Raw genomic sequence first — 23,263 nt, forward strand, 5'->3', positions numbered from 1 at the left:
ACGTCCCGTGAAACAGCACACCGTCATCGAAAGCCCCTACGGCCCCCTCACCCTTGTCGCCGACGACGGCGTCCTGTGCGGTCTCTACATGACCGACCAGCGGCACCGCCCGCCCGAGGAGACCTTCGGGGAACGCGACGACCGCCCCTTCGGCGAGGCCGAGGACCAGCTCGCGGCCTACTTCGCCGGCGACCTGAAGGACTTCACGCTCGACCTGCGCCTGGACGGCACCCCGTTCCAGCGCAGCGTCTGGGACCAGCTGCGCCGCATCCCCTACGGCGAGACCCGCAGCTACGGCCAGCTGGCCGGCGCCCTCGGCAATCCGGGAGCGTCCCGCGCCGTCGGCCTCGCCAACGGCAGGAACCCCGTCGGCATCATCGTGCCCTGCCACCGCGTCGTCGGCGCGGGCGGCGACCTCACCGGCTACGGCGGCGGCCTGCCCCGCAAGCGCCGCCTGCTGGAATTCGAACGCGGCGCCGGGCTCTTCTGAGGCACGGCGCCCGCGCTGCACGGGCCGCGGCCGGGTGACGCCCGGGCCGCGGTCCCGGCGCCGTGCCGGCCCAGGACGGCGCCGGTGCGTCGGCCCCTGCCGAGGCGCCGGCGCCCGCGCCTCAGGCGACGCGGTGCCCGTTCTCCAGCTCGGCCGTGCCCGTACCGCCGGCGAGGACGTCGAGGGCGGCCAGGACCCGGCCGCCCAGCGCGCCCGGCAGATGCGCCGCGAGCTCCTCCCGGGGCACCAGCCGCCACGACAGCAATTCCTCCTCCTGGAGCCGGATGGCCTTCAGCTCGTCCTCGCCGAGGACACCGCCGTCGTACAGGTACGCGACCAGGGGCGGGCGTCCGGGCCCGCGCACCCAGTCCACCGCGAGCAGACGGCCGGGCTCGCGGTCCAGGCCGATCTCCTCCAGCGTCTCCCGGCGCGCCCCCAGCCGCGGGGTCTCCCCGTCGTCGGACTCGATGGTGCCGCCCGGAAGTGCCCACCCGTCACGGTAGTTGGGCTCCACCAGCAGCACACGCCCCGCCGCGTCGCGGAGGAGGACGGCGGCACCGGCGAGCACCCGGGGCAGGCCCGCGATGTACGCGGCGAAGTCCGAAGTCGTCATGCGCGCAGGGTAACCGGGCCGGCCGCAGCGGCGCCGGGGCCCGCACCCGTACCGGCGTCCGCGCCCCGCGCCGTGGCCAGGCGCAGGGTGCGGGACGCCAGCTCGCTGATCCGCACGCCGTCGAAGCCGAACACCGCGCTGCGGACCGTGTCCTCCAACGGGTCCCTCCACTGCGGCGGGATCGCCCGCGCCCCCGTCATCACCCCCGCCACCGAGCCCGCCGTCGCCCCGTTGGAGTCGGTGTCCAGGCCGCCGCGCACGGTCAGCGCGAGGGTGCGGGTGAAGTCGCCGTCGCCGTGGAGCAGGCCCGCCGTGAGCACGGCGGCGTTCGGCACGACGTGGATCCAGCCGAGCCCCGCGGTCTCCTCCGCGAGCGTGGCCAGCGTCTCCTCCCAGGAGAGGCCTGCCTCGTGCAGCGACGCGGTCCGGCGCACGGTGCGGGCCAGCCGGCAGCCCGCCGGGACCACCGCGAGCGCGGTGTCGATCGCGTCGCGGACCGTCGGCGCGGTGAACGCCGCGGCGATCAGCGCCGCCGCCCACATCGCGCCGTGGACGCCGTTGCCGGTGTGCGACAGCACCGCGTCCCGGCGGGCCAGGGCGGCCGCCCGCCGCGGGTCGCCCGGGCTGGTCCAGCCGTGGACGTCGGCGCGGATCAGGGCGCCGATCCACTCCTGGTACGGATTGCCGTACGTGGCCGTCACGGGCGGTCGGAGACCGGCCGCGAGATTGCGGTACGCGGCCCGCTCGGCCGTGAACGTCTGCAGGTACGGCAGCCGGCGCAGCCACAGGTCGCCGACCTGCTCGGTGCCGAAGCCGAAGCCGTGCGTCTCCAGGAGGTCCAGGCCCAGGATCGAGTAGTCGATGTCGTCGTCGCGGCAGCTGCCGTGGACGCGGCCGCGGACGCAGGCGCGCCACTCGGGGCGCAGCGCCCGGGCGTCGTCGTCGGTGGCCGGTTCCGGGAGGTAGTCGGTGAGCGGGAGGGCCGCGGCCCGTCGCAGGTAGCGGTCGATGCGGTCGCGGGTCCACACCTCGCCCTGCTCGACCGGCTTGCCGAGCATGTTGCCCGCGATCCGGCCCAGCCAGCCCCCGTGGACGCGGTCGGCGAGGTCCGGGCCCGCGGGGACGTCCGGCTCCGTGCGTGCAGGGGTCATGGCGGGGTTCTACCCGCCCCGGGCGGGGTCCGAGCGTCATCGGCCGCTTCGGGGCGGGTCCGTGCGGTCCGGGGTGCGGCGCCGGGGCATGACGGCGGAGGCGGTGTGCGGTTAGGGTCGCAGCGGCGCGACTGGCCCCGCCGCGCGGGGCCCGGAGAGCAAGGGGACGCAAGGTGGCGGACGCTGCAGAGCAGGGCACCCGCAGGGTGCTGGTTGCCGCGGACAAGTTCAAGGGATCACTGACGGCCGTGCAGGTCGCGCAGCACGTGACGGCCGGACTGCACCGGGTCGTGCCGGACGTCCCGGTGGAGGCGCTGCCCGTGGCCGACGGCGGCGACGGGACCGTGGACGCGGCGGTCGCGGCCGGATTCGAACGGCGCGAGGCACGGGTCGCCGGCCCCCTCGGGGACGAGGTGACGGCCGCGTTCGCGCTGCGCGGCGACACCGCGGTCGTGGAGATGGCGGAGGCCGGCGGGCTGCACCGGCTTCCCGCCGGCGCCCTCGCCCCCCTCACGGCCTGCACGTACGGCAGCGGGGAGCTGCTGCGCGCCGCCCTCGACGCGGGGGCCCGCACCGTCGTGTTCGGCGTCGGGGGCAGCGCGACCACGGACGGCGGCGCGGGGATGCTGCGCGCGCTCGGGGCGCGGTTCCTCGACGCCCGGGGCGAGCCCGTCCCGCCCGGCGGAGGCGGACTGGCCCGGCTGCACCGGGCCGACCTGTCCGGGCTCGACCCGCGGCTCGCCGGGGTCGACCTCGTGCTCGCCAGTGACGTCGACAATCCGCTGACCGGGCCCAGTGGGGCGCCCGCGGTGTACGGGCCGCAGAAGGGCGCCTCGCCGGACGACGTGGCGGCGCTCGACGCGGCGCTGGCGCACTACGTGAAGGTGCTGGAGGAGGCCGTGGGGGAGCGGGCGGTCCGGCACGCGCTCGCACCGGGCGCCGGGGCCGCGGGCGGCCTCGGGTACGGGGCGCTGCTGCTCGGGGCGCGTTTCCGGGCCGGGATCGAGGTCATGCTGGAGGTCCTCGGCTTCGCTCCCGCGCTGGCGCGGGCGTCCCTGGTGATCACGGGCGAGGGGTCGCTGGACGAGCAGACGCTGCACGGGAAGGCGCCGGCGGGCGTCGCCGCGGCGGCGAGGGCGGCCGGCAAGGAGGTCGTCGCGGTGTGCGGGCGGCTGGCCCTCACCCCGGAGCAGCTCGCGGGGGCCGGGATCCGGCGCGCGTACGCGCTGACCGACGCCGAGCCGGACGTCGCGCGGTGCGTGGCGGAGGCGGGGCGGATCCTGGAGGACGTCGCGGCGGGGATCGCCCGGGACGTCCTGTCCTGACGGGACGGCCCCCGCCGAGACCCCGCCCCGGACCCCCGGGACGTGCCGCCCCCCCCGTAGCCGGCCGGGCCTCGCCCCGGACCCTGCGCGGGGACCCCGCGTGCCGCACGCCGAAAGGGGTGGGCCCCGGACCACTGGTCCGGGGCCCACCCCTTGTCACTCCGGTGCGCGTCCCACGCGCTACGGCAGCTGCGCTGCCCTCGCCTCGCGGCGGTTGTCGCGGAAGTTGTTCACCCGGCGGGCGGTGGCGAACAGCGGGATCACCGCGCCCATGACCAGCTGGAGGGCGCAGCCGGTCTGGAGGAGCAGCTGGCCGCTGGGGGCGTCGAAGGCCCAGGCAGCCAGGAGGCCCATCGACAGGACGATCCAGGACAGCATCGCCACGGCGAGGCGGCCGCGCGGCTTCGGGTACTCGACGCGGCTCACCATCAGCCACGCGATGCCCAGGATCGCCAGGAGCGTCGCCACGAAGGGGAGCTCCAGCAGGACGATGGAGACCACCGTCAGCGCGCCGAACGGCGAGGGCATGCCCTGGAACATGCCGTCCTTCATCGTCACGCAGCTGAAGCGGGCGAGTCTGAGCACCACGGCCAGCAGGACGACGATGGCGCCCAGCGCGGCGACCCGCTGGTGGGCGTCGTCGGCGACCATGCCGTAGACGAGGACGAAGTACGCCGGAGCCAGGCCGAAGCTGATCAGGTCGGACAGGTTGTCCAGCTCGGCGCCCATCGGCGACGAGCGCAGCTTGCGGGCCACCAGGCCGTCGCACAGGTCGAAGACCGCCGCGCACAGCATCAGGATGACCGCCGTGGCGGCGCTGTGCCGGGCCATGCCCGTCGACTCGTCGTTGCCGGTCAGGTGCGGGATCAGGATGCCGGTGGTGGTGAAGTACACCGCCATGAACCCGCAGGTGGCGTTGCCGAGGGTGAGGGTGTCCGCTATCGACAGGCGGAGCGAGAGGGGCATCTCCTCCTCGCCGTCGCCCTCGTCGGCCTCGGGCACCCAGCCGGCCTGTGTGTCGGGATCAATCACGGTCAATGCGAGTCACCCCAGCCGTGGTCTTCTGGCCGACCTCCACCGCGACCTCGACGTCGGCGGGGAGGTAGATGTCGACGCGGGAGCCGAACCGGATGAGGCCGATGCGGTCGCCCTGCTCGACCTTCGTGCCGCGGGGGATGTAGGGCACGATGCGGCGGGCGACGGCTCCGGCGATCTGGACCATCTCGATGTCGCCGAGTTCGGTGTCGAAGTGCCAGACGACGCGCTCGTTGTTCTCGCTCTCCTTGTTGAACGCCGGGACGAAGCCGCCGGGGATGTGTTCGACGGAGGTGACGGTGCCGGCGAGGGGAGCGCGGTTGACGTGGACGTTGAGCGGGCTCATGAAGATCGCGACGCGGGTGCGGCCGTCCTTCCAGGGCATGATGCTCTGGACCACGCCGTCGGCGGGGGAGATGATCCGGCCGGGGGCGATCTCGCGCTCGGGGTCGCGGAAGAACCACAGCATCCCCGCCGCGAGCGCGGTGGCGGGGAGGGCCACGGCCTTGGCTGCGCCCGAGCGGCGGGCGCGGGCCAGGCTGAGGGCTGCGGTGGCGACGGTCGGAAGAAGCCACGGCGATGCTCCGCGCGCGAGGCGTACGCCGACTCGGCTGTCGCGTGGTGCAGAGGTTTGGCTGTGGGGCATGGATGACCTTCGTAGCGGATGATGCCGCGCTCTCGACGGGGGACGGCGGCTTTCCGGCGATCGTAGCGGTTCAGGGCCGTAACTGGGTAAGCCGAGCAGCCGAGTCGGCTGCCGACGGTCCATGACGGGGTGTGATCTTCTTCTCGAAGAAAACACCCCGTACCCGGACAATCAGCTCTGGACCCGATACTCTTCGAGCAGCCTGCGGCCGATGATCATTTTCTGGATCTCGGCGGTACCTTCACCGATGAGCAGCATCGGCGCCTCGCGGTAGAGACGCTCGATCTCGTACTCCTTGGAGAAGCCGTACCCGCCGTGGATCCGGAAGGCGTCCTCCACGACCTCCTTGCAGTACTCGGAGGCGAGGTACTTGGCCATCCCCGCCTCGAGGTCGTTGCGCTGCCCGGAGTCCTTCTTGCGGGCGGCGTTCACCATCATCGCATGCGCGGCCTCGACCTTGGTGGCCATCTCCGCCAGCTTGAACTGCACGGCTTGGTGCTGGGCGATCGGCTTGCCGAAGGTGTGGCGCTGCTGGGCGTACCCGACACCGAGCTCGAAGGCGCGCTGCGCGACACCGCAGCCACGGGCCGCGACGTTCACACGGCCCACCTCGACACCGTCCATCATCTGGTAGAAGCCGCGGCCGGTGACACCGCCGAGCACCCGGTCGGCCGGGACGCGCAGCCCGTCCATGATGAGCTCGGTGGTGTCGACGCCCTTGTAGCCCATCTTCTCGATCTTGCCGGGGATGGTGAGCCCCGGCCGGACCTCGCCGAAACCGGGCTCCTTCTCCACCAGGAAGGTCGTCATGGACTTGTGCGGCGCGGTGCCCTCGGGGTGACCTTCGTCACTGCGGACCAGGACGGCCACCAGGGACGAGGTGCCGCCGTTGGTCAGCCACATCTTCTGGCCGGTGAGGACGTACTCGTCGCCGTCCTTCACCGCCTTCGAGGAGATCGCCGACACGTCGGAGCCGAGGGCCGGCTCCGACATCGAGAAGGCGCCCCGGATGTCACCGGCCGCCATCCTCGGCAGGAAGTGGTCCCTCTGCTCCTGCGTGCCGTGCTGCTTGAGCATGTACGCCACGATGAAGTGCGTGTTGATGATGCCGGACACCGACATCCAGCCGCGGGCGATCTCCTCCACGCACAGGGCGTAGGTGAGGAGCGACTCGCCCAGGCCCCCGTACTCCTCGGGGATCATCAGGCCGAACAGGCCCAGTTCCTTCAGCCCGTCGACGATCGCCTGCGGGTACTCGTCGCGGTGCTCCAGCCCGGTCGCGACCGGGATGATCTCCTTGTCCACGAAGTCGCGGACGGTGGAGACGATCTCCCGCTGCACGTCCGTGAGGCCGTGGGTCTCGGCGAGACGGCTCATCTACTTCTCCTGTGCCTTCGGCTCGGGGCGGCCCGGCTGCTCGCCGCCGCGCTCCTTGATGTACGTCTCGGTGGGCACCATCACCTTGCGGCGGAAGACGCACACCAGCGTGCCGTCCTGCTTGTAGCCCTTGGTCTCGACGTGGACGATGCCGCGGTCGTTCTTCGACTTCGACGGCCACTTGTCGAGGACGGTCGTCTCGCCGTAGATCGTGTCGCCGTGGAAGGTCGGCGCCACGTGCTTGAGCGACTCGATCTCCAGGTTGGCGATCGCCTTGCCGGAGACGTCCGGGACCGACATGCCGAGCAGCAGGGAGTAGATGTAGTTCCCGACGACGACGTTCTTGCCGAAGTCCGTCGTCCTCTCCGCATAGTTGGTGTCCATGTGGAGCGGGTGGTGGTTCATGGTGAGGAGGCAGAACAGGTGGTCGTCGTACTCCGTGACCGTCTTGCCGGGCCAGTGCTTGTACGTCGCCCCGACCTCGAACTCCTCGTAGGTGCGTCCGAACTGCATCGCCTCAGGCCTCCGGGATCTCGAACTTCGACGTGCGCTGCATGCCGGCGGCACGGCCCTTGCCGGAGACGACCAGGGCCATCTTGCGGCTGGCCTCGTCGATCATCTCGTCGCCGAGCATCGCGGAGCCCTTCTTGCCGCCCGCCTCGGACGTGTAGTAGTCGTACGCGTCCAGGATCAGCTCGGCGTGGTCGTAGTCCTCCTGGGAGGGCGAGAAGATCTCGTTGGACGCCTCGACCTGGCCCGGGTGCAGCACCCACTTGCCGTCGAAGCCCAGGGCGGCGGCGCGCTGCGCGACCTCGCGGTAGCCCTCGACGTTGCGGATCTGCAGGTAGGGGCCGTCGATCGCCTGGAGGTTGTTGGCGCGGGCCGCCATCAGGATCTTCATCAGGATGTAGTGGTAGGCGTCCGCCGGGTAGCCGGGCGGCTGCTCGCCCACGACGAGGGACTTCATGTTGATCGACGCCATGAAGTCGGCCGGGCCGAAGATGATCGTCTCGACGCGCGGGGAGGCCTGCGCGATCTCGTTGACGTTGTTCAGGCCCTGCGCGTTCTCGATCTGCGCCTCGATGCCGATCTTGCCGACCTCGAAGCCCATGGTCTTCTCGATCTGGGTCAGCAGCAGGTCCAGGGCGACGACCTGCTGGGCCGTCTGCACCTTCGGCAGCATGATGCAGTCGAGGTTCGGGCCCGCGCCCTCGACCACGGTCACGACGTCGCGGTACGTCCACTCGGTCGTCCAGTCGTTGACCCGCACGACCCGCGTCTTACCGGTCCAGTCGCCCTCGTTGAGGAACTTGACGATCGTGTGCCGCGCCTCGGGCTTGGCGAGCGGCGCGCACGCGTCCTCCAGGTCGAGGAAGACCTGGTCGGCGGGGAGGCCCTGGGCCTTCTCCAGGAAGCGGGGGTTCGAGCCCGGAACGGCCAGGCAGGAGCGCCGCGGGCGAAGGCGGTTGACAGGGGTCGTCATGCGGGGACCTCCAGGGGGTCGAGCTTGTTCGCTTTCCGGATCTCGTCGACGATACGGCCGATGATCCCGGTGATGTCGAAGTCCTTCGGGGTGAAGACCGCGGCCACTCCCGCGGCCCTGAGCTGGTCGGCGTCCGCGTTCGGGATGATCCCGCCCGCGATCACCGGGATGTCGGCCGCGCCGGCCCCGCGCAGCCGCTCCAGCACGTCCGGCACCAGCTGGGCGTGCGAGCCGGAGAGGATGGACAGGCCGACCGCGTGCACGTCCTCGGCGAGGGCCGCGTCGACGATCTGCTCCGGCGTGAGCCGGATGCCCTGGTAGACCACCTCGAACCCGGCGTCGCGGGCCCGGACGGCGATCTGCTCGGCGCCGTTGGAGTGGCCGTCCAGGCCGGGCTTGCCGACCAGGAAGCGGAGCTTGCCGACGCCGAGCTCCCGGGCGGTGGCGTCCACCCGGCGGCGGACCTCCGCCAGCGCGGTGCCCTCCTCGGCGGCGACGGCCACCGGGGCGGACGACACGCCGGTCGGCGCCCGGAACTCGCCGAACACCTCGCGCAGGGCCCCGGCCCACTCGCCGGTGGTGACGCCGGCGCGGGCGCACTCCAGGGTGGCCTCCATGAGGTTGCCGGTGCCCTTGGCGGCCTCTTTCAGGCGCTCCAGCGCCTTGCAGGGGCGCGGGTGGTTGAAGGGCGGCTGGTAGCGGGTGTCGCGCCAGTGCTGGAGGGACTCGACGACACGGGCCTCGACGGCCGGGTCGACCGTCTGGATCGCGGTGTCCAGGTCCGCGGTCAGCGGGTTCGGTTCGGTGCCCTCGAAGGCGTTCACGCCGACGATCTTCTCCCGGCCGGACTCGATGCGGGCCCGGCGCTCGGCGTGCGAGGCGACGAGCTGCGACTTGAGGTAGCCGGACTCGACGGCCGCCATCGCGCCGCCCATCTCCTGGATGCGCTCCATCTCGGCGAGCGAGGCCCGCACGAGCTCGTCCACCTTCGCCTCGACGACCTTCGAGCCCTCGAAGAGGTCGTCGTACTCCAGCAGGTCGCTCTCGTAGGCGAGCACCTGCTGGATGCGCAGGGACCACTGCTGGTCCCAGGGGCGGGGCAGGCCGAGCGCCTCGTTCCAGGCGGGCAGCTGCACGGCCCGGGCGCGGGCGTCCTTGGAGAGGGTGACGGCCAGCATCTCCAGCACGATGCGCTGGACGTTGTTCTCCGGCTGCGCCTCGGTCAGACCGAGGGAGTTGACCTGGACGCCGTAGCGGAAGCGGCGGTGCTTGGGGTTCTCGATGCCGTACCGCTCCCGGGTGACCTGGTCCCAGATGCGGCCGAAGGCGCGCATCTTGCACATCTCCTCGACGAAGCGGACGCCCGCGTTGACGAAGAAGGAGATGCGGCCGACCACGTCGCCCATGCGCTCCTGCGGCACCTGGCCGCTGTCGCGCACGGCGTCGAGCACGGCGATCGCGGTGGACATGGCGTACGCGATCTCCTGCACCGGCGTGGCCCCGGCCTCCTGCAGGTGGTAGCTGCAGATGTTGATCGGGTTCCACTTCGGGAGGTGGGAGACCGTGTACGCGATCATGTCCGTCGTCAGGCGGAGCGAGGGCCCCGGCGGGAACACGTGGGTGCCCCGCGACAGGTACTCCTTGACGATGTCGTTCTGGGTCGTGCCCTGGAGCTTGGTGACGTCCGCGCCCTGCTCCTCGGCGACGACCTGGTAGAGCGCCAGCAGCCACATGGCCGTGGCGTTGATCGTCATCGAGGTGTTCATCTGCTCCAGGGGGATGTCCTGGAACAGCCGGCGCATGTCGCCCAGGTGGGCGACGGGCACGCCGACCCGGCCGACCTCGCCGCGGGCGAGGATGTGGTCGGAGTCGTATCCGGTCTGGGTCGGCAGGTCGAACGCCACCGACAGTCCGGTCTGGCCCTTGGCGAGGTTGCGCCGGTACAGCTCGTTGGACGCCTCGGCCGTGGAGTGGCCGGCGTACGTGCGCATGAGCCACGGCCGGTCCTTCTCCCGCCTCGCCTCGGCAGGCTGACGCTCAGTCATCTATGGCCTCCGCCGCACTCAGATGTTCCGGAAGCGGTTGATGGCGTCGAGGTGCTTGGCGCGCATCTCGTGGTCGCGCACGCCCAGGCCCTCCTCGGGGGCCAGGCACAGCACGCCGACCTTGCCCTGGTGGACGTTGCGGTGGACGTCGTGGGCGGCCTGCCCGGTGTCCTCCAGGGAGTACACCTTGGACAGGGTGGGGTGGATCTTGCCCTTGGCGATGAGGCGGTTCGCCTCCCAGGCCTCGCGGTAGTTGGCGAAGTGCGAGCCGATGATGCGCTTCAGGGACATCCACAGGTACCGGTTGTCGTACTCGTGCATGTAGCCCGAGGTGGAGGCGCAGGTGGTGATGGTGCCGCCCTTGCGGGTGACGTAGACGCTCGCGCCGAAGGTCTCGCGACCGGGGTGCTCGAAGACGATGTCGATGTCCTCGCCGCCGGTGAGTTCGCGGATGCGCTTGCCGAAGCGCTTCCACTCCTTCGGGTCCTGGGTCCGCTCGTCCTTCCAGAACTTGTAGCCCTCGGCGTTGCGGTCGATGACCGCCTCGGCGCCCATGGAGCGGCAGATGTCCGCCTTCTCGGGGCTGGAGACGACGCAGATCGGGTTGGCGCCGCCGGCCAGCGCGAACTGCGTGGCGTAGGAGCCGAGGCCGCCGCTGGCGCCCCAGATGAGGACGTTGTCGCCCTGCTTCATGCCGGCGCCGTTGCGGGAGACCAGCTGGCGGTAGGCGGTGGAGTTGACCAGGCCCGGGGCGGCGGCCTCCTCCCAGCTGAGGTGGTCCGGCTTGGGCATCAGCTGGTTGGACTTCACCAGCGCGATCTCGGCGAGGCCGCCGAAGTTGGTCTCGAAGCCCCAGATGCGCTGCTCGGGGTCGAGCATCGTGTCGTTGTGGCCGTCCGAGGACTCCAGCTCGACGGACAGGCAGTGCGCGACGACCTCGTCGCCCGGCTGCCAGGCGTTCACGCCCGGGCCGGTGCGCAGGACGACGCCGGCCAGGTCGGAGCCGATGATGTGGTACGGCAGGTCGTGGCGCTTGGCCAGCTCGTTGGTGCGGCCGTAGCGCTCCAGGAAGCCGAACGTCGACAGGGGCTCGAAGATCGAGGTCCACACGGAGTTGTAGTTGACCGAGGAGGCCATGACGGCCACCAGGGCCTCGCCCGGGCCCAGCTCGGGCAGCGGCACGTCGTCCAGGTGGAGCGACTTGCGCGGGTCCTTGTCGCGGGTGGGCATCCCCGCGAACATCTCCGTCTCGTCCTTGTGCACGGTCATCGCGCGGTACGACTCGGGGAGCGGCAGGGCGGCGATGTCGGCGGACGTGGCGTCCGCGGACTGGATCGCGTCCAGGATGTCCTTCACGGTCACGGTGTTGCCTCCGGCGAAGAGCGCCCTGAGGGAGGGGCGCTGAGGGTTACGTCGGTGCTGCTGAGGGTCGGTGAGGGGGTGCCGTCGGTTCGGCGGGTGGTACTTCGGCAGCGCTTTGTGGCGCGGGAGGTGCCTGTGACGCAGGCGTCCGGGCGGGCAGGCCGGGGGTTTCCCTGCTCCGGGAGCCAGGGGTGGCTTGCTGGGACAGCCGGCGTGCGATCGGTCTCTGCACGCCGGCCGCCCGGACTCCTTCAACGTATGACACCGCGTGTCACCTCGCAAGGCACTGAGTGCCAGAACTTTCTCTCAGATGAAATTTTTACGCAACATATGAGCGATGATCGATCGAATGGTGTCCTGGAGCCGCCAGAAAAGGGGCTCCGACATGCCAAAACGGCCACCCCGAAGGGTGGCCGTCATCACAGCGGCGTACGGGTGCCCAGCGGCCCGCCGGGCCCCGGCGCGGGCCTCACTGGCCCTTCAGTGCCTCCTCGATGGTCCGCATGACCTCGTCCAGGGGCGCGTCGGTGCGGGCGAGTGCCACCAGGACCTCCCCCTGCCGGGAGACCGCGGCCGGAGGCGCCGCCGGGGCCGCGCCGCGGCCGGCGCCGATCCCCGTGCCGAAGGTGCGGCGGACGATCGCGAAGGCGTGGTCGAGCTGCGCCTCCACGTCCCCCTGGGCGCCCGCGCGCAGCCAGCGCCGCAGCACGTGGTTGTGCGCGGTGACCACGGCCGAGGCGGCGACCTCCGCGAGCAGCGGGTCGTCGTTGGCGTCGTCGGCGTGCGCCCGCTCGTCGAAGTGGCCCAGCAGATAGCGCGTGAAGAGGCGCTCGTAGCGCGCCACGGAGGCGATCTCCGCCTCGCGCAGCGTGGGCACCTCGCGGGTCAGCTTGTAGCGGGCGACGGAGATCTCCGGCCGCGCCGCGTACATCCTCATGACTTCCTTGATGCCCCGGCACACGGTGTCCAGCGGGTGCTCGTGCGCGGGCGCGGCGTTCAGCACCGCCTCGGCGCGGATCAGGGTGTCGTCGTGGTCGGGGAAGATCGCCTCTTCCTTGGAGCGGAAGTGGCGGAAGAAGGTCCGGCGGGCCACGCCGGCCGCCGCGGCGATCTCGTCGACGGTGGTCGCCTCGTACCCCTTCGTCGCGAAGAGCTCCATCGCGGCGGCCGCCAGCTCCCGGCGCATCTTGAGCCGTTGGGCGGCGGCACGGGAGCCTGCGGCGCTCTCCGGCGCGTCGTGCGCCGCGGGTGTACGTGAGGACTTGGCGGGCTGGGGCATGACCCGAACGTACTGCATCCGTGCAGCTTGGTGCGCATGTCCCCGGCGATCCCCGGCCCCGGCGGGCGGGGCCGGGGAGGCGGGGTCGAGCAGTCCGCCCCACTCCCGCCCCGCCCGGCGCCCGTCGCGCTGCCCGTCAGCGCCGGGCATATTCGCGGAAGCCGCGGCCCGTCTTGCGGCCGAGGCAGCCCGCGGCCACCAGGTGCTCCAGGAGAGGTGCCGGAGCGAGGCCCGGGTCGCGGAACTCGCGGTGGAGGACCTTCTCGATGGCGAGCGAGACGTCCAGGCCGACGACGTCCAGCAGCTCGAAGGGCCCCATCGGGTAGCCGCCGCCCAGCTTCATCGCGGCGTCGATGTCGTCGAGCGTCGCGTAGTGCTCCTCGACCATCTTGATCGCGTTGTTCAGGTACGGGAACAGCAGCGCGTTCACGATGAAGCCGGCCCGGTCGCCGCAGTCCACGGCGTGCTTGCGGATGCGGGCGCAGACCTCCCGGACGGTGGCGTGGACGTCGTCCGCGGTCAGCACCGTGCGCACCACCTCCACCAGCTTCATCGCGGGCGCCGGGTTGAAGAAGTGCATGCCGATCACGTCCTGCGGACGCGAGGTGGCACGGGCGCAGGCGACCACCGGCAGCGAGGAGGTGGTGGTGGCCAGCACCGCGCCCGGCTTGCAGACCTTGTCCAGCGCGGCGAACAGCTGCTGCTTGATCTCCAGGTCCTCGGCGACCGCCTCCACCGCGAGGTCCACGTCGGCGAAGTCGTCGTAGGAGCCGGAGGTGGTGATCAGGTCCAGGGTCTGGGCGGCGGCCTCCGCCGGCATCCGGCCCTTGTCCACCGAGCGCGCCAGCGACTTGCCGATCCGGGCCTTCGCGGCCTGCGCCTTCTCCTCGCTGCGGGCGGCCAGGACCACCCGGTAGCCGGCCTTGGCGAAGACCTCGGCGATGCCGGAGGCCATGGTGCCCGAGCCGGCCACGCCCACCGAGCGGACGGTGCGGCCGGCGACGAGCGAGTCGCCGTCCAGCGGCGTCAGCACGTCCCGCACGACGGTGCCGCTGCCGGGCGCCTCGTAGGTGTAGAAGCCGCGGCCCGACTTGCGGCCGGTCAGGCCCGCCTCGCTGAGCTGCTTCAGGATCGGTGCCGGGGCGTGCAGACGGTCGTGGGACTCGGCGTACATGGCCTCCAGGACCGTGCGCGCGGTGTCCACGCCGATCAGGTCCAGCAGCGCCAGCGGGCCCATCGGCAGGCCGCAGCCGAGCCGCATCGCCGCGTCGATGTCCTCGCGGGAGGCGTACTTCGCCTCGTACATGGCGGCGGCCTGGTTGAGGTAGCCGAACAGCAGCCCGTCGGCCACGAAACCGGGCCGGTCGCCGACCGCGACGGGCTCCTTGCCCAGCTCCAGGGCGAGGTCGGTGACGGCCGCGACGGCCTGCGGGGCGGTCAGCACGGAGGAGACCACCTCCACCAGCTTCATCGCCTGCGCCGGGTTGAAGAAATGCAGGCCGAGCACCCGCTCGGGGCGTGCGGAGTCGGCGGCCAGGCGGGTCACGGACAGCGCGTTGGTGCCGGTGGCCAGGATGGTCTCCGGCCGCACCACGCCGTCGAGTTCGCGCAGGATCTGGTGCTTGATCGCGTACGACTCGGGCGCCACCTCGATCACCAGGTCGGCGTCGGCGGCCGCCGTCAGCTCGGTGGCGGTGCGCACGCGGCCGAGGACGTCGGCGCGTTCCTGCTCGGTGAGGCGGCCGCGCTCGACGGCGCGGGCCGTCGACGCCTCCAGGGCGGCGACGCAGTGGGCGGCGGCGGCCTCGCTGATGTCGATGCCGACGACGTCGCGGCCGGCGCGGGCCAGCACTTCGGTGATGCCGGTGCCCATGGTGCCCAGACCGACGACGGCGATCGTCTTCAGCGGGGACAGAGGGGTGTCGGAGAGGGGAGTGGCCATCGCGGGACTCCAGAAATGAGGGTGACGGCTGGGAACGCGCCCGGTGCGCCCGAAGGGGCGCGCCGGGGGCGGTGAGGAGTGCGGGTGTTGCCGGGCTGCGAGCGCACACGCCCGGGGCCGCTCGCCGCGGGCGTGCACACGCCCGGGGAACGGGGGAACCGACCGGCCCTGTCCCGGGGCCGGGTCGTACTGCGGTACATGAGGTACCGAACCGACAACACTCGCAGCGGCTGCGTCACCAGGCCACTGCAAGCAGTGCGAGGGGTACTCGCTCGTCTGAGCTTAACTCGTGGGTAACGAGCGCGCCAGCCCCCGGGTTTGTGACGTGGGTCCCGCGGCACCCGCGGCGGGCCCTAAGGTGGGCCTCGTGGACGAAGAGTTGCGATCGCTCACGGAGCGTCTACGGCGGGAGTCCGGCGGCTCGACGGCGTACGGGCATCTGGTGGCCACCGGCGACACCGGCGAGCTGGCGGAGGTCCTCACCGCGCCCGGGCAGCCGCTGTGGGCCAGGGAACTGGTCGCGTTCCGGCTGGGGGTGGCGGGGGACCGGCGGGCCTTCGAGTCCCTGGTGCTGCTGCTGAACCATCGCGACGCCGAGCGCTGCGCCTCCGCCGCGTACGCGCTGGCCCGCCTCGGCGATCCCCGGACCGCCCGCGCGGCGGCCGCGCTGGCCACCAACGAGCTGCGGGTGGCCTATGCGCTGCACCCCGTCCGGCTGCTGGTGGCCCTGCGCGCGCCGGAGGCCGTCCCCGCGCTCATCACCACGCTGGAGAGGCGGCTGCGCCCGCACGATCCCTACCGGCGGGTGGCGCTGGAGTGCGTGGCGGGCCTCGGCGCCCTGGGCGACAGGCGGGCCCGTCCGGTCCTCAACGAGGCCCTGGCCCACCCGGCCCTGGCCGAGGCGGCCGTGCACGCGCTGGCCCGGATCCCGGGTCCGCGCTGACCCGGGTGCTTCCCCGCAGGGGGCGGGGACGCCCCCGCGCCGTCCGCATGCTCCGGACGGACGCGGCGGGCCGTCGCCCGCCCCCGCGCGGTCAGTTGCGGAAGCCGACCAGCCGGTGCAGCGTCGCGCCGCGGGCCGGGGCGGCGGACGCGCCGGAGGACGGGGCCGCCTTCGTCGTGCTCCCCGGCGTCGGGTCGGGCAGCTTCGGGCACACCGCGTCGGCGTCGCCGTGGTGCCCGCGCGGCACGGTGCCGTCGGTCAGGTAGGCCGCGAGGCGCTGGTCCAGGCAGGAGTTGCCGCTCAGGGTGATGCCGTGGTTCCCGCCGCCCTGCTCGACGACCAGGCTGGAGCGCGCCAGCAGGTGGTGCACCGTCACCCCGCCCTCGTAGGGGGTGGCCGCGTCGTCGGTCGCTTGGAACAGCAGGACCGGCGGCAGCTTGCCGTTGGCGATGTCCGGCTGTTTCAGCGTCCTCGTCGGCCAGGAGGCGCACGGCGCGTTGTACCAGGTGTTGTTCCAGGCCATGAAGGGTGCCTTGGCGTAGACCGACCAGGTGTCCCGGCGCCACCGGTTCCAGTCGCGCGGCCAGGCGGCGTCCCGGCACTGGACGGCGGTGTAGACGCTGTAGCCGTTGTCGCCCGAGGCGTCGACGGCGCCCAAGGTCTTGTACGCGGCGACCAGCGGGGCGGTGTCCTGGTGGTTCACGAAGGCGGCGAACGCCTTGGCGAGGCCGGGCCAGTAGCCGTTGTAGTAGCCGCCGGGGATGAAGGTGTCCTCCAGCTCCGAGGCGCCGACCGTGCCGCCGGCCGGCTTCCGGGCGAGCGCCGCCCGCATCGCGTACCACGAGGCCTCGACCCGGGCCGGGTCGGTGCCGAGGTGGTAGGTCGCGTCGTACTTGGCGACCCAGGCCATGAAGGCGCGGTGGCGGTCGTTGAAGGCGTAGTCCTGCCGGAGGTTGTCGTCGTACCAGACGCCGCTCGGGTCGACGATCGAGTCGAGCACCAGACGGCGGACCCGTTGCGGGAACAGCTTGGCGTACACCGCGCCGAGGTAGGTGCCGTAGGAGTAGCCGAAGTAGTTGATCCGCTGCGCGCCCAGGGCCTGCCGGACGGAGTCCATGTCGGTGGCGGCGCTGACCGTGTCGATGTAGGGGAGCAGGTTCGCGTACCTGCGGCCGCAGGCGGCGGCGAAGGACCGGGCGCGGTCCAGGTTGGTCCTCTCCAGGGCGGGCGTCGCCGGGAGCGAGTCCGGGCGCACCGGCTTGAAGTGGCCCGGCCGGCAGTCGAGCGCGGGACGGCTCAGGCCCACCCCGCGCGGGTCGAAGCCGATGACGTCGTACTGGGCGGCGACCGCCTTGGGCAGCGAGGAGGCGACGAATCCCGCCAGCGACAGGCCGCTGCCGCCGGGGCCGCCCGGGTTGACCAGCAGGGGGCCCTGGTACGTCGTCGCGGTGTGCGGCACGCGGGACAGGGCGAGGGTGATCCGCTGCCCGGACGGGTGCCGGTAGTCGAGGGGGACGTTCAGGGATCCGCACTGGAGGGTCGGGTGGCTGGTGGTGGCGCACTTCTTCCAGGTCACCTGCGCGACCGGTGCGGTGACCGCGGCGGGGGACGTGCTCGCGTCGGCGGGGACGGCGGTGAACGATCCGGCCACGACGACCGCGGTGCCGCACAGAACGGCAGCGCGTTTTCTCATACGGGCTCCCAGGAGGAGGATGCTGCGGACCGCGCGTCTCACGATCCTCGCGGCATCGTCCCGGAAAGCACGGCCGTCATGGCACGTTCCGACAACTGTTGACCCAATTGGATCGCTTGATGCCCTCGAACGATCTCAGATGAGCGTGAGTTGGGTCGGTTCGGTCATGCGGGGTGGCGTGGGCGCGGCCGGGCGGATCCGGCGCGGCAGCTCCGCACGGGCCGGGCCGATGCCGTACTCCCGTGCCAGCTCGTGCACCTGACGGGTGATCCGCCGCTGATACCACTTCGGCGCGTAGGCGCCGTCGGCGTACAGCCGCTCGTAGCGGCGCACCAGGTGCGGATGGTGCCGCGCCAGCCACGCCGTGAACCACTCGCGGGCCCCGGGCCGCAGGTGCAGCGCCAGCGGCGTGACCGAGGTGGCCCCGGCCTCCGCGACCGCGCGTACGGTCGCCCGCAGTTGGTCCGGGCCGTCGCTCAGGAAGGGGATCACCGGCGCCATCAGGACCCCGCAGCCGATGCCCTGCGCGGCCAGGGCCCGCACCACGTCCAGCCGGCGCTCGGGCGCGGGCGTCCCCGGCTCGACGGTGCGCCACAGGTCCGGGTCGGTGAAGCCGACCGAGACCGACACGCCGACGTCGGTGACCTCGGCGGCCTGCCGGAGCAGATCGAGGTCACGCAGGATCAGCGTGCCCTTGGTCAGGATCGAGAACGGGTTGGCGTGGTCGCGCAGGGCCGCCAGGACGCCCGGCATCAGCCGGTAGCGGCCCTCGGCGCGCTGGTAGCAGTCGACGTTGGTGCCCATGGCGATGTGCTCGCCCCGCCAGGAGCGCGAGGCGAGCCGCTGCCGCAGCAGCTCGGGTGCGTTCACCTTGACGACGATCTGGGTGTCGAAGCCGATGCCGGTGTCCAGGTCGAGGTAGCCGTGCGTGCTGCGGGCGAAGCAGTACACGCAGGCGTGCGTGCAGCCCCGGTAGGGGTTGACCGTCCACTCGAAGGGCATCCGCGAGGCGCCCGGCACCCGGTTGACGATCGAGCGGGCCCGGACCTCGTGGAAGGTGACCCCGCGGAACTCGGGCGTGTCGACGGTGCGGGTGACCACCGTGTCGGCGCCGAACAGTGCGGCGTCGACACGGCTGCGGTCCTGGTCCGCGGTGAGGTTCTCCCAGCGCATGAGCCCTCCTCGGTAGCACTGGCGCACAGAATAGAACATTCGTTCGCATGATCGTGCGGGAGTCGCTCCCGACCGGGTCGGTGCCGGGCGCGACCGGTTGCCGCACCCCGATTTGGGCGGCCGGGCGGCGGGGTGGTTGGCTTGCCCCAAACCCGAGATCGGATGTCCTGGAGGAACGCAATGGCGCAGGTCGAGGCCACTACGGAGCGGGTCGTCGCGGCGAACGCGGAGAAGGTGTTCGACGCCCTCGCCGACTACAGCGGCACCCGCGAACGGCTGTTGCCCGAGCACTTCAGCGAGTACGAGGTGCGCGAGGGCGGCGACGGCGAGGGCACCCTCGTCCACTGGAAGCTCCAGGCCACCAGCAAGCGGATCCGCGACTGCCTGATGGAGGTCACCGAGCCCACCGACGGCGAGCTGGTCGAGAAGGACCGCAACTCCTCCATGGTCACCACCTGGCGCGTCACCCCGGCGGGCGAGGGCGGCTCCCGGGTCGTGGTCACCACCACCTGGAAGGGCGCCGGCGGCATCGGCGGCTTCTTCGAGCGGACCTTCGCGCCCAAGGGCCTCGCCCGGATCTACGACGCCATGCTCGACCGGCTCGCGGCCGAGACCGAGAAGTAGTCCCCGCCCGAAGGGCCGCCCCGCCGAGCCGCCCCCGCACGGCCGCCCAACAGGTCCGGCCCCGGCGGGCGTTGACGTCTCACCGGATCGAGTGGATCTCCCGGCGGCCCCACCGGGGCGCCGTAACCCGCCGTGCCCGCCCGCGGTTGTCGCTGTACGCGGCAACCGTGCGGCGCGCACGACGAGGGGAGCGGGGACGTGGCCGGGACCACTCTGGTGAAGGACGAAGCGGCCGCGGCGCCGCCGGAGGTCCCCGCGCCGCCACCGCCCCCGGCCGTCCCGCTCGGCCACCGCCGCACCCGGCTGGTCTTCGCCGGGCTCATGCTGGCCCTGCTCCTCGCCGCCCTGGATCAGATGATCGTCGCCACCGCCCTCCCGAAGGTCGTCGGCGAACTGCACGGCCTGGACCGGATGTCGTGGGCGATCACCGCCTACCTGCTCACCTCCACCGTCGGCCTGCCCGTCTACGGCAAGCTGGGCGACCTGCTGGGCCGCAAGGGCGTCTTCCAGTTCGCCATCGCCGTCTTCGTGATCGGCTCCGCGCTGGCCGGCCGGGCGCAGTCCATGGACCAGCTGATCGCCTTCCGCGCCGTCCAGGGCGTGGGCGCGGGCGGGCTCATGATCGGCGTGCAGGCCATCATCGCCGACATCGTGCCGCCGCGGCGGCGCGGCCGCTTCATGGGACTGATCGGCGCCGCCTTCGGCCTCGCCTCCGTCGCCGGGCCGCTGCTCGGCGGGTACTTCACCGACCACCTCTCCTGGCGCTGGTGCTTCTACGTCAACGTGCCCTTCGGGCTGGTCACGCTCGCCGTGGTCACCGTGGTGCTCCAGCTGCCCAGGCCCGCGGTCCGGGGCCGGCTCGACGTCCTCGGCACCCTGCTCCTCGCCGCCGCCTCGACCTGCCTGGTCCTGCTGACGAGTTGGGGCGGCACCGAGTACGCGTGGGACTCCGGCACGATCCTCGGCCTCGGCGCGGGCGCCGTGGCCGCCGCCGTGCTGTTCGTCGCCGCGGAGCGCCGCGCCGCCGAACCCCTCATCCCGCTGCGGCTGTTCCGGGACTCCGTCTTCGACGTCAGCGCCCTGGTCGGACTCGTCATCGGCGTCGCGCTGTTCGGCGCCGCCAGCTACCTGCCCACCTTCCTGCAGATGGTCGACGGAGCCTCGGCCACCGAGTCGGGCCTGCTGATGCTGCCCATGATGGGCGGCGTCGTGGTCGCCTCCGTCGTCTCCGGGCAGCTCATCAGCCACACTGGCCGCTACAAGGCGTACCCGGTCCTCGGCGCCGCCCTGGCGGCCGTCGGCATGTGGCTGCTCTCCCGCCTCGAAGTCGACACGCCCCGCCTGCAGTACAGCGTGTGGATGGCCGTCCTCGGCGCCGGCATCGGCCTGGTGATGCCGGTCCTCGTCCTCGCCGTGCAGAACTCCGTGCGCCCCGCCGACCTCGGCACCGCCACCAGCGCCAACAACTACTTCCGGCAGATCGGCGGGAGCGTCGGCGCGGCCGTCTTCGGAACCCTCTTCGCCGGGCGGCTCGGGGACGCGCTGGCCGCCCGCGTCCCCGCCGGCGCGGGCGCCCGGCTCCTCGACCCCGAGTCGATCACCCCGCAACTGGTGCGCGCACTGCCGCCCGCCCTGCGCGACGCCTACGTCCGGGCGTACGCCGACGCCATGCCGCGGATCTTCCTCTATCTGGTGCCGGTGCTCGTGCTCGGCCTGCTCATCGCCTGCTTCCTCAAGGAGAGACCCCTGGTGTCCCACAACGCCCCCGCCCCGGAGACCCGGACCCCGGCGGCGAACACCGCCGTCCCGCAGGCCCGTTCGGCCCAGCCGGCCGGCGTCCCGGTGTGCGGCACCGTGCAGCACGCCGACGGCACCGTGGTGCCCCGCGCGGCCCTCACCCTCATCGACGCCACCGGCCGGCAGATCGGCCGGGGCGCGAGCGGCGAGGACGGCCGGTACGCGCTGTCCACCCCGGGCGCGGGCGCCTACGTCCTGATCGCCGCGGCCGGCGGCCACCAGCCGCAGGCGGTGTCGGTGACCGTCGGCGAGCGGCCCGTCGACCTCGACGTCGTCCTCGGCGGTGCCGGACGCCTCGCGGGCGCCGTGCGCACCGCCGACGGCACCCCCGTGCAGGACGCCACGGTCACCCTGACCAACGTGCACGGCGAGGTCGTGGCCGCCACCCGCAGCGGCCACGAGGGCGGGTACGTGATCGGTGAACTGGTCGCCGGGGAGTACACGCTGGCCGCCAGCGCGCCCGCCTTCCGCCCGGCCGCCCTCCCGGTCAGCGTGCAGGCGGCGCGGGAGACCCGGCAGGACGTCGAGCTCGCGGGCGGCGCCGTGCTCCGCGGCACCGTCCGGGCCCCCGGCGGACGGCCCGTCGAGGAGGCCCGGGTGACCCTGCTGGACGCCGCGGGCAATGTCGTCGACACCCTGACCACCGGTCCCGACGGCACGTTCCGGTTCGTCGACCTCGCCTCCGGCGAGTACACGGTGATCGCCGCCGGCTATCCGCCCGTGGCCACCGTCCTCCAGGTCGCGGGCGGCGGCCGCACGGAACGGGACCTGCAACTGGGTCACTGAGCCGCGCCCTCCGCCCGCACCGGACCGTCTTGGGCGCGTGCCGGACCGTCACGGGGCGCGCGCCGGACTGTCGTGCGGCGCGCGCCCGATGGTCCGCGCGCGGGCACGGACACGCGCGTGTTCGTCTGGATTTCCCCCGTATTCCTCCGTTGCCGCACATCCCGAGTGGCCGCCGCCGTACCGTGGTCGGCGGGGGACGGAGCGTGCCGAGCCGTGGGGAGGGAGGGTCCGGACATGGACCGTGGCACGGAGGGAGACGCCGGCCGCCGCGCGGCCGGACCGGGAGCGCCGGACGCGGACACCACGGCCGGCCGGGTGCCGCCGGCCGTCGCGGTCGTCGACCGCGCGGGCCTGGTGTCGCACTGGAGCAGCGGTGCCCGGAGGCTGTTCGGCGTCCCGCGGGAGCACGCGGTGGGCCGCCCCGCGGTCGACCTGCTGCCCGTCTCCGGCGCGCTGCCGGAGGAGGACGAGGCCCCGTACCGCGCCGGTGCCGAGGGCTGCGGCCCGTGGCCGGTGCGCGGACGGAGCCCGTCCCGCGCGGCCGCCGGACGGGCCCGCCTCAGCGTGCCCGGGCACGCGGTTCCCCGGCTCGCCGGGGAGGGGTCCCGCCGGTCGGGGGAGCCCGGCCGGATCGACGTCCTGTGGTGGGCCTACCCGCTCGTGGGGCCCGGCGGTGCGCGGCTGCTGGTGTTCGCCGCCGACGCGGGCGGGCTGCGCGGCACGGACCCGTCGGACCCCGGTGCGGCGCGCGCCGCCGAGCGGCTCGCGCCGGCCTCCGCCCGGCACGCGGGCTTCCCCGGCGCCGAGGACCTCGCCCGCCGGCTGCCGGGCATCCTGCCGGGCATGAGCGCGGCCGGGAGCGCCCGGATCGCCGCGCAGGCGCTGGAACTGGGCTACCCGGACCTGGACTTCGGCCGGCACGAAAGGGTGCCGGACGGGGGCGTCCCGCGGCGCGCAGGGCACCGGCCCCGCCGCGTGAGGGAGGGCCGGGCCCTCACCGAGGGCGGACCCGTGGCCCGGGAGCCCGGAGGCGACGCCGGGGAGCCGGAGCACACCGCTCCCCACGGGCGCCCGGAGTTCCTCCTGCTGATGCCCTGCCCCCGAGCCGGTTCCTGAGGGCGGGCCGGACACACGCCACCCGCTTCCCCCGAAGTCGTGGCGAACTCCGCATACCGGGCGGGGTGGGTGCTGTGATTCCAGTCATAGGGGTGCGGCCGTGAGCCGTGTCGACGTGTGCTGACGCAAGCCGGTGCGCGGTACGGTCGGACTCCTGCGCCCGGACCCTGCGGCGGTCCGCTCCCTCCGTGCGGTCCGCTGCTACCGGGCGGACGGGTGCGCCCGGGGGCCGAGCGCCGCCGGCCCCGCCGGGGCTCGGCCCGGTGAAACTCCCCTGCCCGTGACGGAGTTCACACACGCCGACGTCCGGATCGGGAGCTCCTTCGCCCCGTTTTCGGCAGGCCCTGCCGTGGGCAGGCGCAGGCCGGAGCGGCGCAAGCGTG

Annotated in this window: 19 protein-coding genes; 6 read left to right on the forward strand and 13 right to left on the reverse strand. The window is 72.9% G+C overall.

Going from position 1 to position 23,263, the window contains the following annotated elements:
- Positions 1 to 7: 7 nt before the first annotated feature.
- The gene (locus P3H78_RS08545) at positions 8 to 490 is read left to right on the forward strand and encodes a methylated-DNA--[protein]-cysteine S-methyltransferase (protein ID WP_276108226.1); all 483 of its coding nucleotides are present in this window, start codon (positions 8 to 10) and stop codon (positions 488 to 490) included.
- Between the two features lie 121 nt (positions 491 to 611).
- On the opposite strand, the gene P3H78_RS08550 is transcribed toward P3H78_RS08545, so the two are convergent.
- Both P3H78_RS08550 and P3H78_RS08555 read right to left on the reverse strand, forming a co-directional pair.
- Positions 612 to 1,103, reverse strand: a complete 492-nt coding sequence (locus P3H78_RS08550; protein ID WP_276108227.1) for an NUDIX domain-containing protein — start codon at positions 1,101 to 1,103, stop codon at positions 612 to 614.
- Positions 1,100 to 2,254: an ADP-ribosylglycohydrolase family protein gene (locus tag P3H78_RS08555; protein WP_276108228.1), complete on the reverse strand. Its 1,155-nt coding sequence runs from the start codon at positions 2,252 to 2,254 to the stop codon at positions 1,100 to 1,102. Before P3H78_RS08555 ends, P3H78_RS08550 begins: the two co-directional genes overlap by 4 nt.
- A gap of 173 nt (positions 2,255 to 2,427) precedes the next feature.
- On the opposite strand from P3H78_RS08555, the gene P3H78_RS08560 reads away from it, so the two are divergent.
- On the forward strand, positions 2,428 to 3,579 hold the full coding sequence (locus P3H78_RS08560; RefSeq protein WP_276108229.1) for a glycerate kinase: 1,152 nt from the start codon (positions 2,428 to 2,430) through the stop codon (positions 3,577 to 3,579).
- A gap of 180 nt (positions 3,580 to 3,759) precedes the next feature.
- Here P3H78_RS08560 and pssA read toward each other — a convergent pair whose 3' ends face one another.
- The 9 genes from pssA to P3H78_RS08605 form a co-directional block, all read right to left on the reverse strand.
- Positions 3,760 to 4,581 (reverse strand): CDP-diacylglycerol--serine O-phosphatidyltransferase, encoded by an 822-nt coding sequence (gene pssA, locus P3H78_RS08565; protein WP_276108327.1) that lies wholly within the window; start codon positions 4,579 to 4,581, stop codon positions 3,760 to 3,762.
- Between the two features lie 22 nt (positions 4,582 to 4,603).
- Positions 4,604 to 5,260 carry a phosphatidylserine decarboxylase gene (locus P3H78_RS08570; RefSeq protein ID WP_276108230.1) on the reverse strand — a complete coding sequence of 219 codons (657 nt, stop codon included), beginning with the start codon at positions 5,258 to 5,260 and terminating at the stop codon, positions 4,604 to 4,606.
- 171 nt (positions 5,261 to 5,431) lie between these two features.
- Entirely contained in the window at positions 5,432 to 6,637 is a 1,206-nt protein-coding gene (locus P3H78_RS08575; RefSeq protein WP_276108231.1) for an acyl-CoA dehydrogenase family protein, read from the reverse strand.
- Positions 6,638 to 7,150: a MaoC family dehydratase gene (locus tag P3H78_RS08580; RefSeq protein WP_276108232.1), complete on the reverse strand. Its 513-nt coding sequence runs from the start codon at positions 7,148 to 7,150 to the stop codon at positions 6,638 to 6,640.
- 4 nt (positions 7,151 to 7,154) lie between these two features.
- Positions 7,155 to 8,120: an HpcH/HpaI aldolase/citrate lyase family protein gene (locus tag P3H78_RS08585; RefSeq protein ID WP_276108233.1), complete on the reverse strand. Its 966-nt coding sequence runs from the start codon at positions 8,118 to 8,120 to the stop codon at positions 7,155 to 7,157.
- A complete protein-coding gene (locus P3H78_RS08590; protein WP_276108234.1) occupies positions 8,117 to 10,165 on the reverse strand; it encodes a protein meaA in 2,049 nt (682 codons plus the stop codon). The genes P3H78_RS08585 and P3H78_RS08590 overlap by 4 nt, the downstream gene beginning before the upstream one ends.
- Before the next feature lie 18 nt (positions 10,166 to 10,183).
- A complete protein-coding gene (ccrA, locus tag P3H78_RS08595; protein WP_276108328.1) occupies positions 10,184 to 11,521 on the reverse strand; it encodes a crotonyl-CoA carboxylase/reductase in 1,338 nt (445 codons plus the stop codon).
- 475 nt (positions 11,522 to 11,996) lie between these two features.
- Positions 11,997 to 12,806: a TetR family transcriptional regulator gene (locus P3H78_RS08600; protein ID WP_276108235.1), complete on the reverse strand. Its 810-nt coding sequence runs from the start codon at positions 12,804 to 12,806 to the stop codon at positions 11,997 to 11,999.
- Positions 12,807 to 12,942: 136 nt separating this feature from the next.
- A complete protein-coding gene (locus P3H78_RS08605; RefSeq protein WP_276108236.1) occupies positions 12,943 to 14,748 on the reverse strand; it encodes a 3-hydroxyacyl-CoA dehydrogenase family protein in 1,806 nt (601 codons plus the stop codon).
- A gap of 367 nt (positions 14,749 to 15,115) precedes the next feature.
- Here P3H78_RS08605 and P3H78_RS08610 point away from each other — a divergent pair, with 367 nt between their 5' ends.
- Positions 15,116 to 15,691, forward strand: a complete 576-nt coding sequence (locus tag P3H78_RS08610) for an adenylosuccinate lyase (protein WP_276108237.1) — start codon at positions 15,116 to 15,118, stop codon at positions 15,689 to 15,691.
- 91 nt (positions 15,692 to 15,782) lie between these two features.
- Here P3H78_RS08610 and P3H78_RS08615 read toward each other — a convergent pair whose 3' ends face one another.
- Positions 15,783 to 17,384 (reverse strand): alpha/beta hydrolase, encoded by a 1,602-nt coding sequence (locus tag P3H78_RS08615; RefSeq protein WP_276108238.1) that lies wholly within the window; start codon positions 17,382 to 17,384, stop codon positions 15,783 to 15,785.
- 135 nt (positions 17,385 to 17,519) lie between these two features.
- On the reverse strand, positions 17,520 to 18,557 hold the full coding sequence (locus P3H78_RS08620; protein WP_276108239.1) for an Rv2578c family radical SAM protein: 1,038 nt from the start codon (positions 18,555 to 18,557) through the stop codon (positions 17,520 to 17,522).
- A gap of 180 nt (positions 18,558 to 18,737) precedes the next feature.
- On the opposite strand from P3H78_RS08620, the gene P3H78_RS08625 reads away from it, so the two are divergent.
- The 3 genes from P3H78_RS08625 (at position 18,738) to P3H78_RS08635 (ending at position 22,880) form a co-directional block, all read left to right on the forward strand.
- Complete coding sequence (locus P3H78_RS08625) at positions 18,738 to 19,181, forward strand: SRPBCC family protein (RefSeq protein WP_276108240.1); 444 nt, start codon at positions 18,738 to 18,740, stop codon at positions 19,179 to 19,181.
- Positions 19,182 to 19,379: 198 nt separating this feature from the next.
- The gene (locus P3H78_RS08630) at positions 19,380 to 21,764 is read left to right on the forward strand and encodes an MFS transporter (protein WP_276108241.1); all 2,385 of its coding nucleotides are present in this window, start codon (positions 19,380 to 19,382) and stop codon (positions 21,762 to 21,764) included.
- A 234-nt stretch (positions 21,765 to 21,998) separates the two neighbouring features.
- Positions 21,999 to 22,880, forward strand: a complete 882-nt coding sequence (locus P3H78_RS08635) for a PAS domain-containing protein (protein ID WP_313884391.1) — start codon at positions 21,999 to 22,001, stop codon at positions 22,878 to 22,880.
- Positions 22,881 to 23,263 lie beyond the last annotated feature (383 nt).

The organism is Streptomyces tropicalis (assembly GCF_029269835.1).
Classification (GTDB): domain Bacteria; phylum Actinomycetota; class Actinomycetes; order Streptomycetales; family Streptomycetaceae; genus Streptomyces; species Streptomyces tropicalis.

Excerpts from the sequence above, each read along its gene's own strand:
- P3H78_RS08550 (WP_276108227.1), bottom strand. The coding sequence starts at position 1,103 with ATGACGACTTCGGACTTCGCCGCGTACATCGCGGGCCTGCCCCGGGTG.
- P3H78_RS08555 (WP_276108228.1), bottom strand. The coding sequence starts at position 2,254 with ATGACCCCTGCACGCACGGAGCCGGACGTCCCCGCGGGCCCGGACCTC.
- P3H78_RS08570 (WP_276108230.1), bottom strand. The coding sequence starts at position 5,260 with ATGCCCCACAGCCAAACCTCTGCACCACGCGACAGCCGAGTCGGCGTA.
- P3H78_RS08575 (WP_276108231.1), bottom strand. The coding sequence starts at position 6,637 with ATGAGCCGTCTCGCCGAGACCCACGGCCTCACGGACGTGCAGCGGGAG.
- P3H78_RS08580 (WP_276108232.1), bottom strand. The coding sequence starts at position 7,150 with ATGCAGTTCGGACGCACCTACGAGGAGTTCGAGGTCGGGGCGACGTAC.
- P3H78_RS08585 (WP_276108233.1), bottom strand. The coding sequence starts at position 8,120 with ATGACGACCCCTGTCAACCGCCTTCGCCCGCGGCGCTCCTGCCTGGCC.
- P3H78_RS08590 (WP_276108234.1), bottom strand. The coding sequence starts at position 10,165 with ATGACTGAGCGTCAGCCTGCCGAGGCGAGGCGGGAGAAGGACCGGCCG.
- P3H78_RS08600 (WP_276108235.1), bottom strand. The coding sequence starts at position 12,806 with ATGCCCCAGCCCGCCAAGTCCTCACGTACACCCGCGGCGCACGACGCG.
- P3H78_RS08605 (WP_276108236.1), bottom strand. The coding sequence starts at position 14,748 with ATGGCCACTCCCCTCTCCGACACCCCTCTGTCCCCGCTGAAGACGATC.
- P3H78_RS08615 (WP_276108238.1), bottom strand. The coding sequence starts at position 17,384 with ATGAGAAAACGCGCTGCCGTTCTGTGCGGCACCGCGGTCGTCGTGGCC.
- P3H78_RS08620 (WP_276108239.1), bottom strand. The coding sequence starts at position 18,557 with ATGCGCTGGGAGAACCTCACCGCGGACCAGGACCGCAGCCGTGTCGAC.
- P3H78_RS08625 (WP_276108240.1), top strand. The coding sequence starts at position 18,738 with ATGGCGCAGGTCGAGGCCACTACGGAGCGGGTCGTCGCGGCGAACGCG.
- P3H78_RS08635 (WP_313884391.1), top strand. The coding sequence starts at position 21,999 with ATGGACCGTGGCACGGAGGGAGACGCCGGCCGCCGCGCGGCCGGACCG.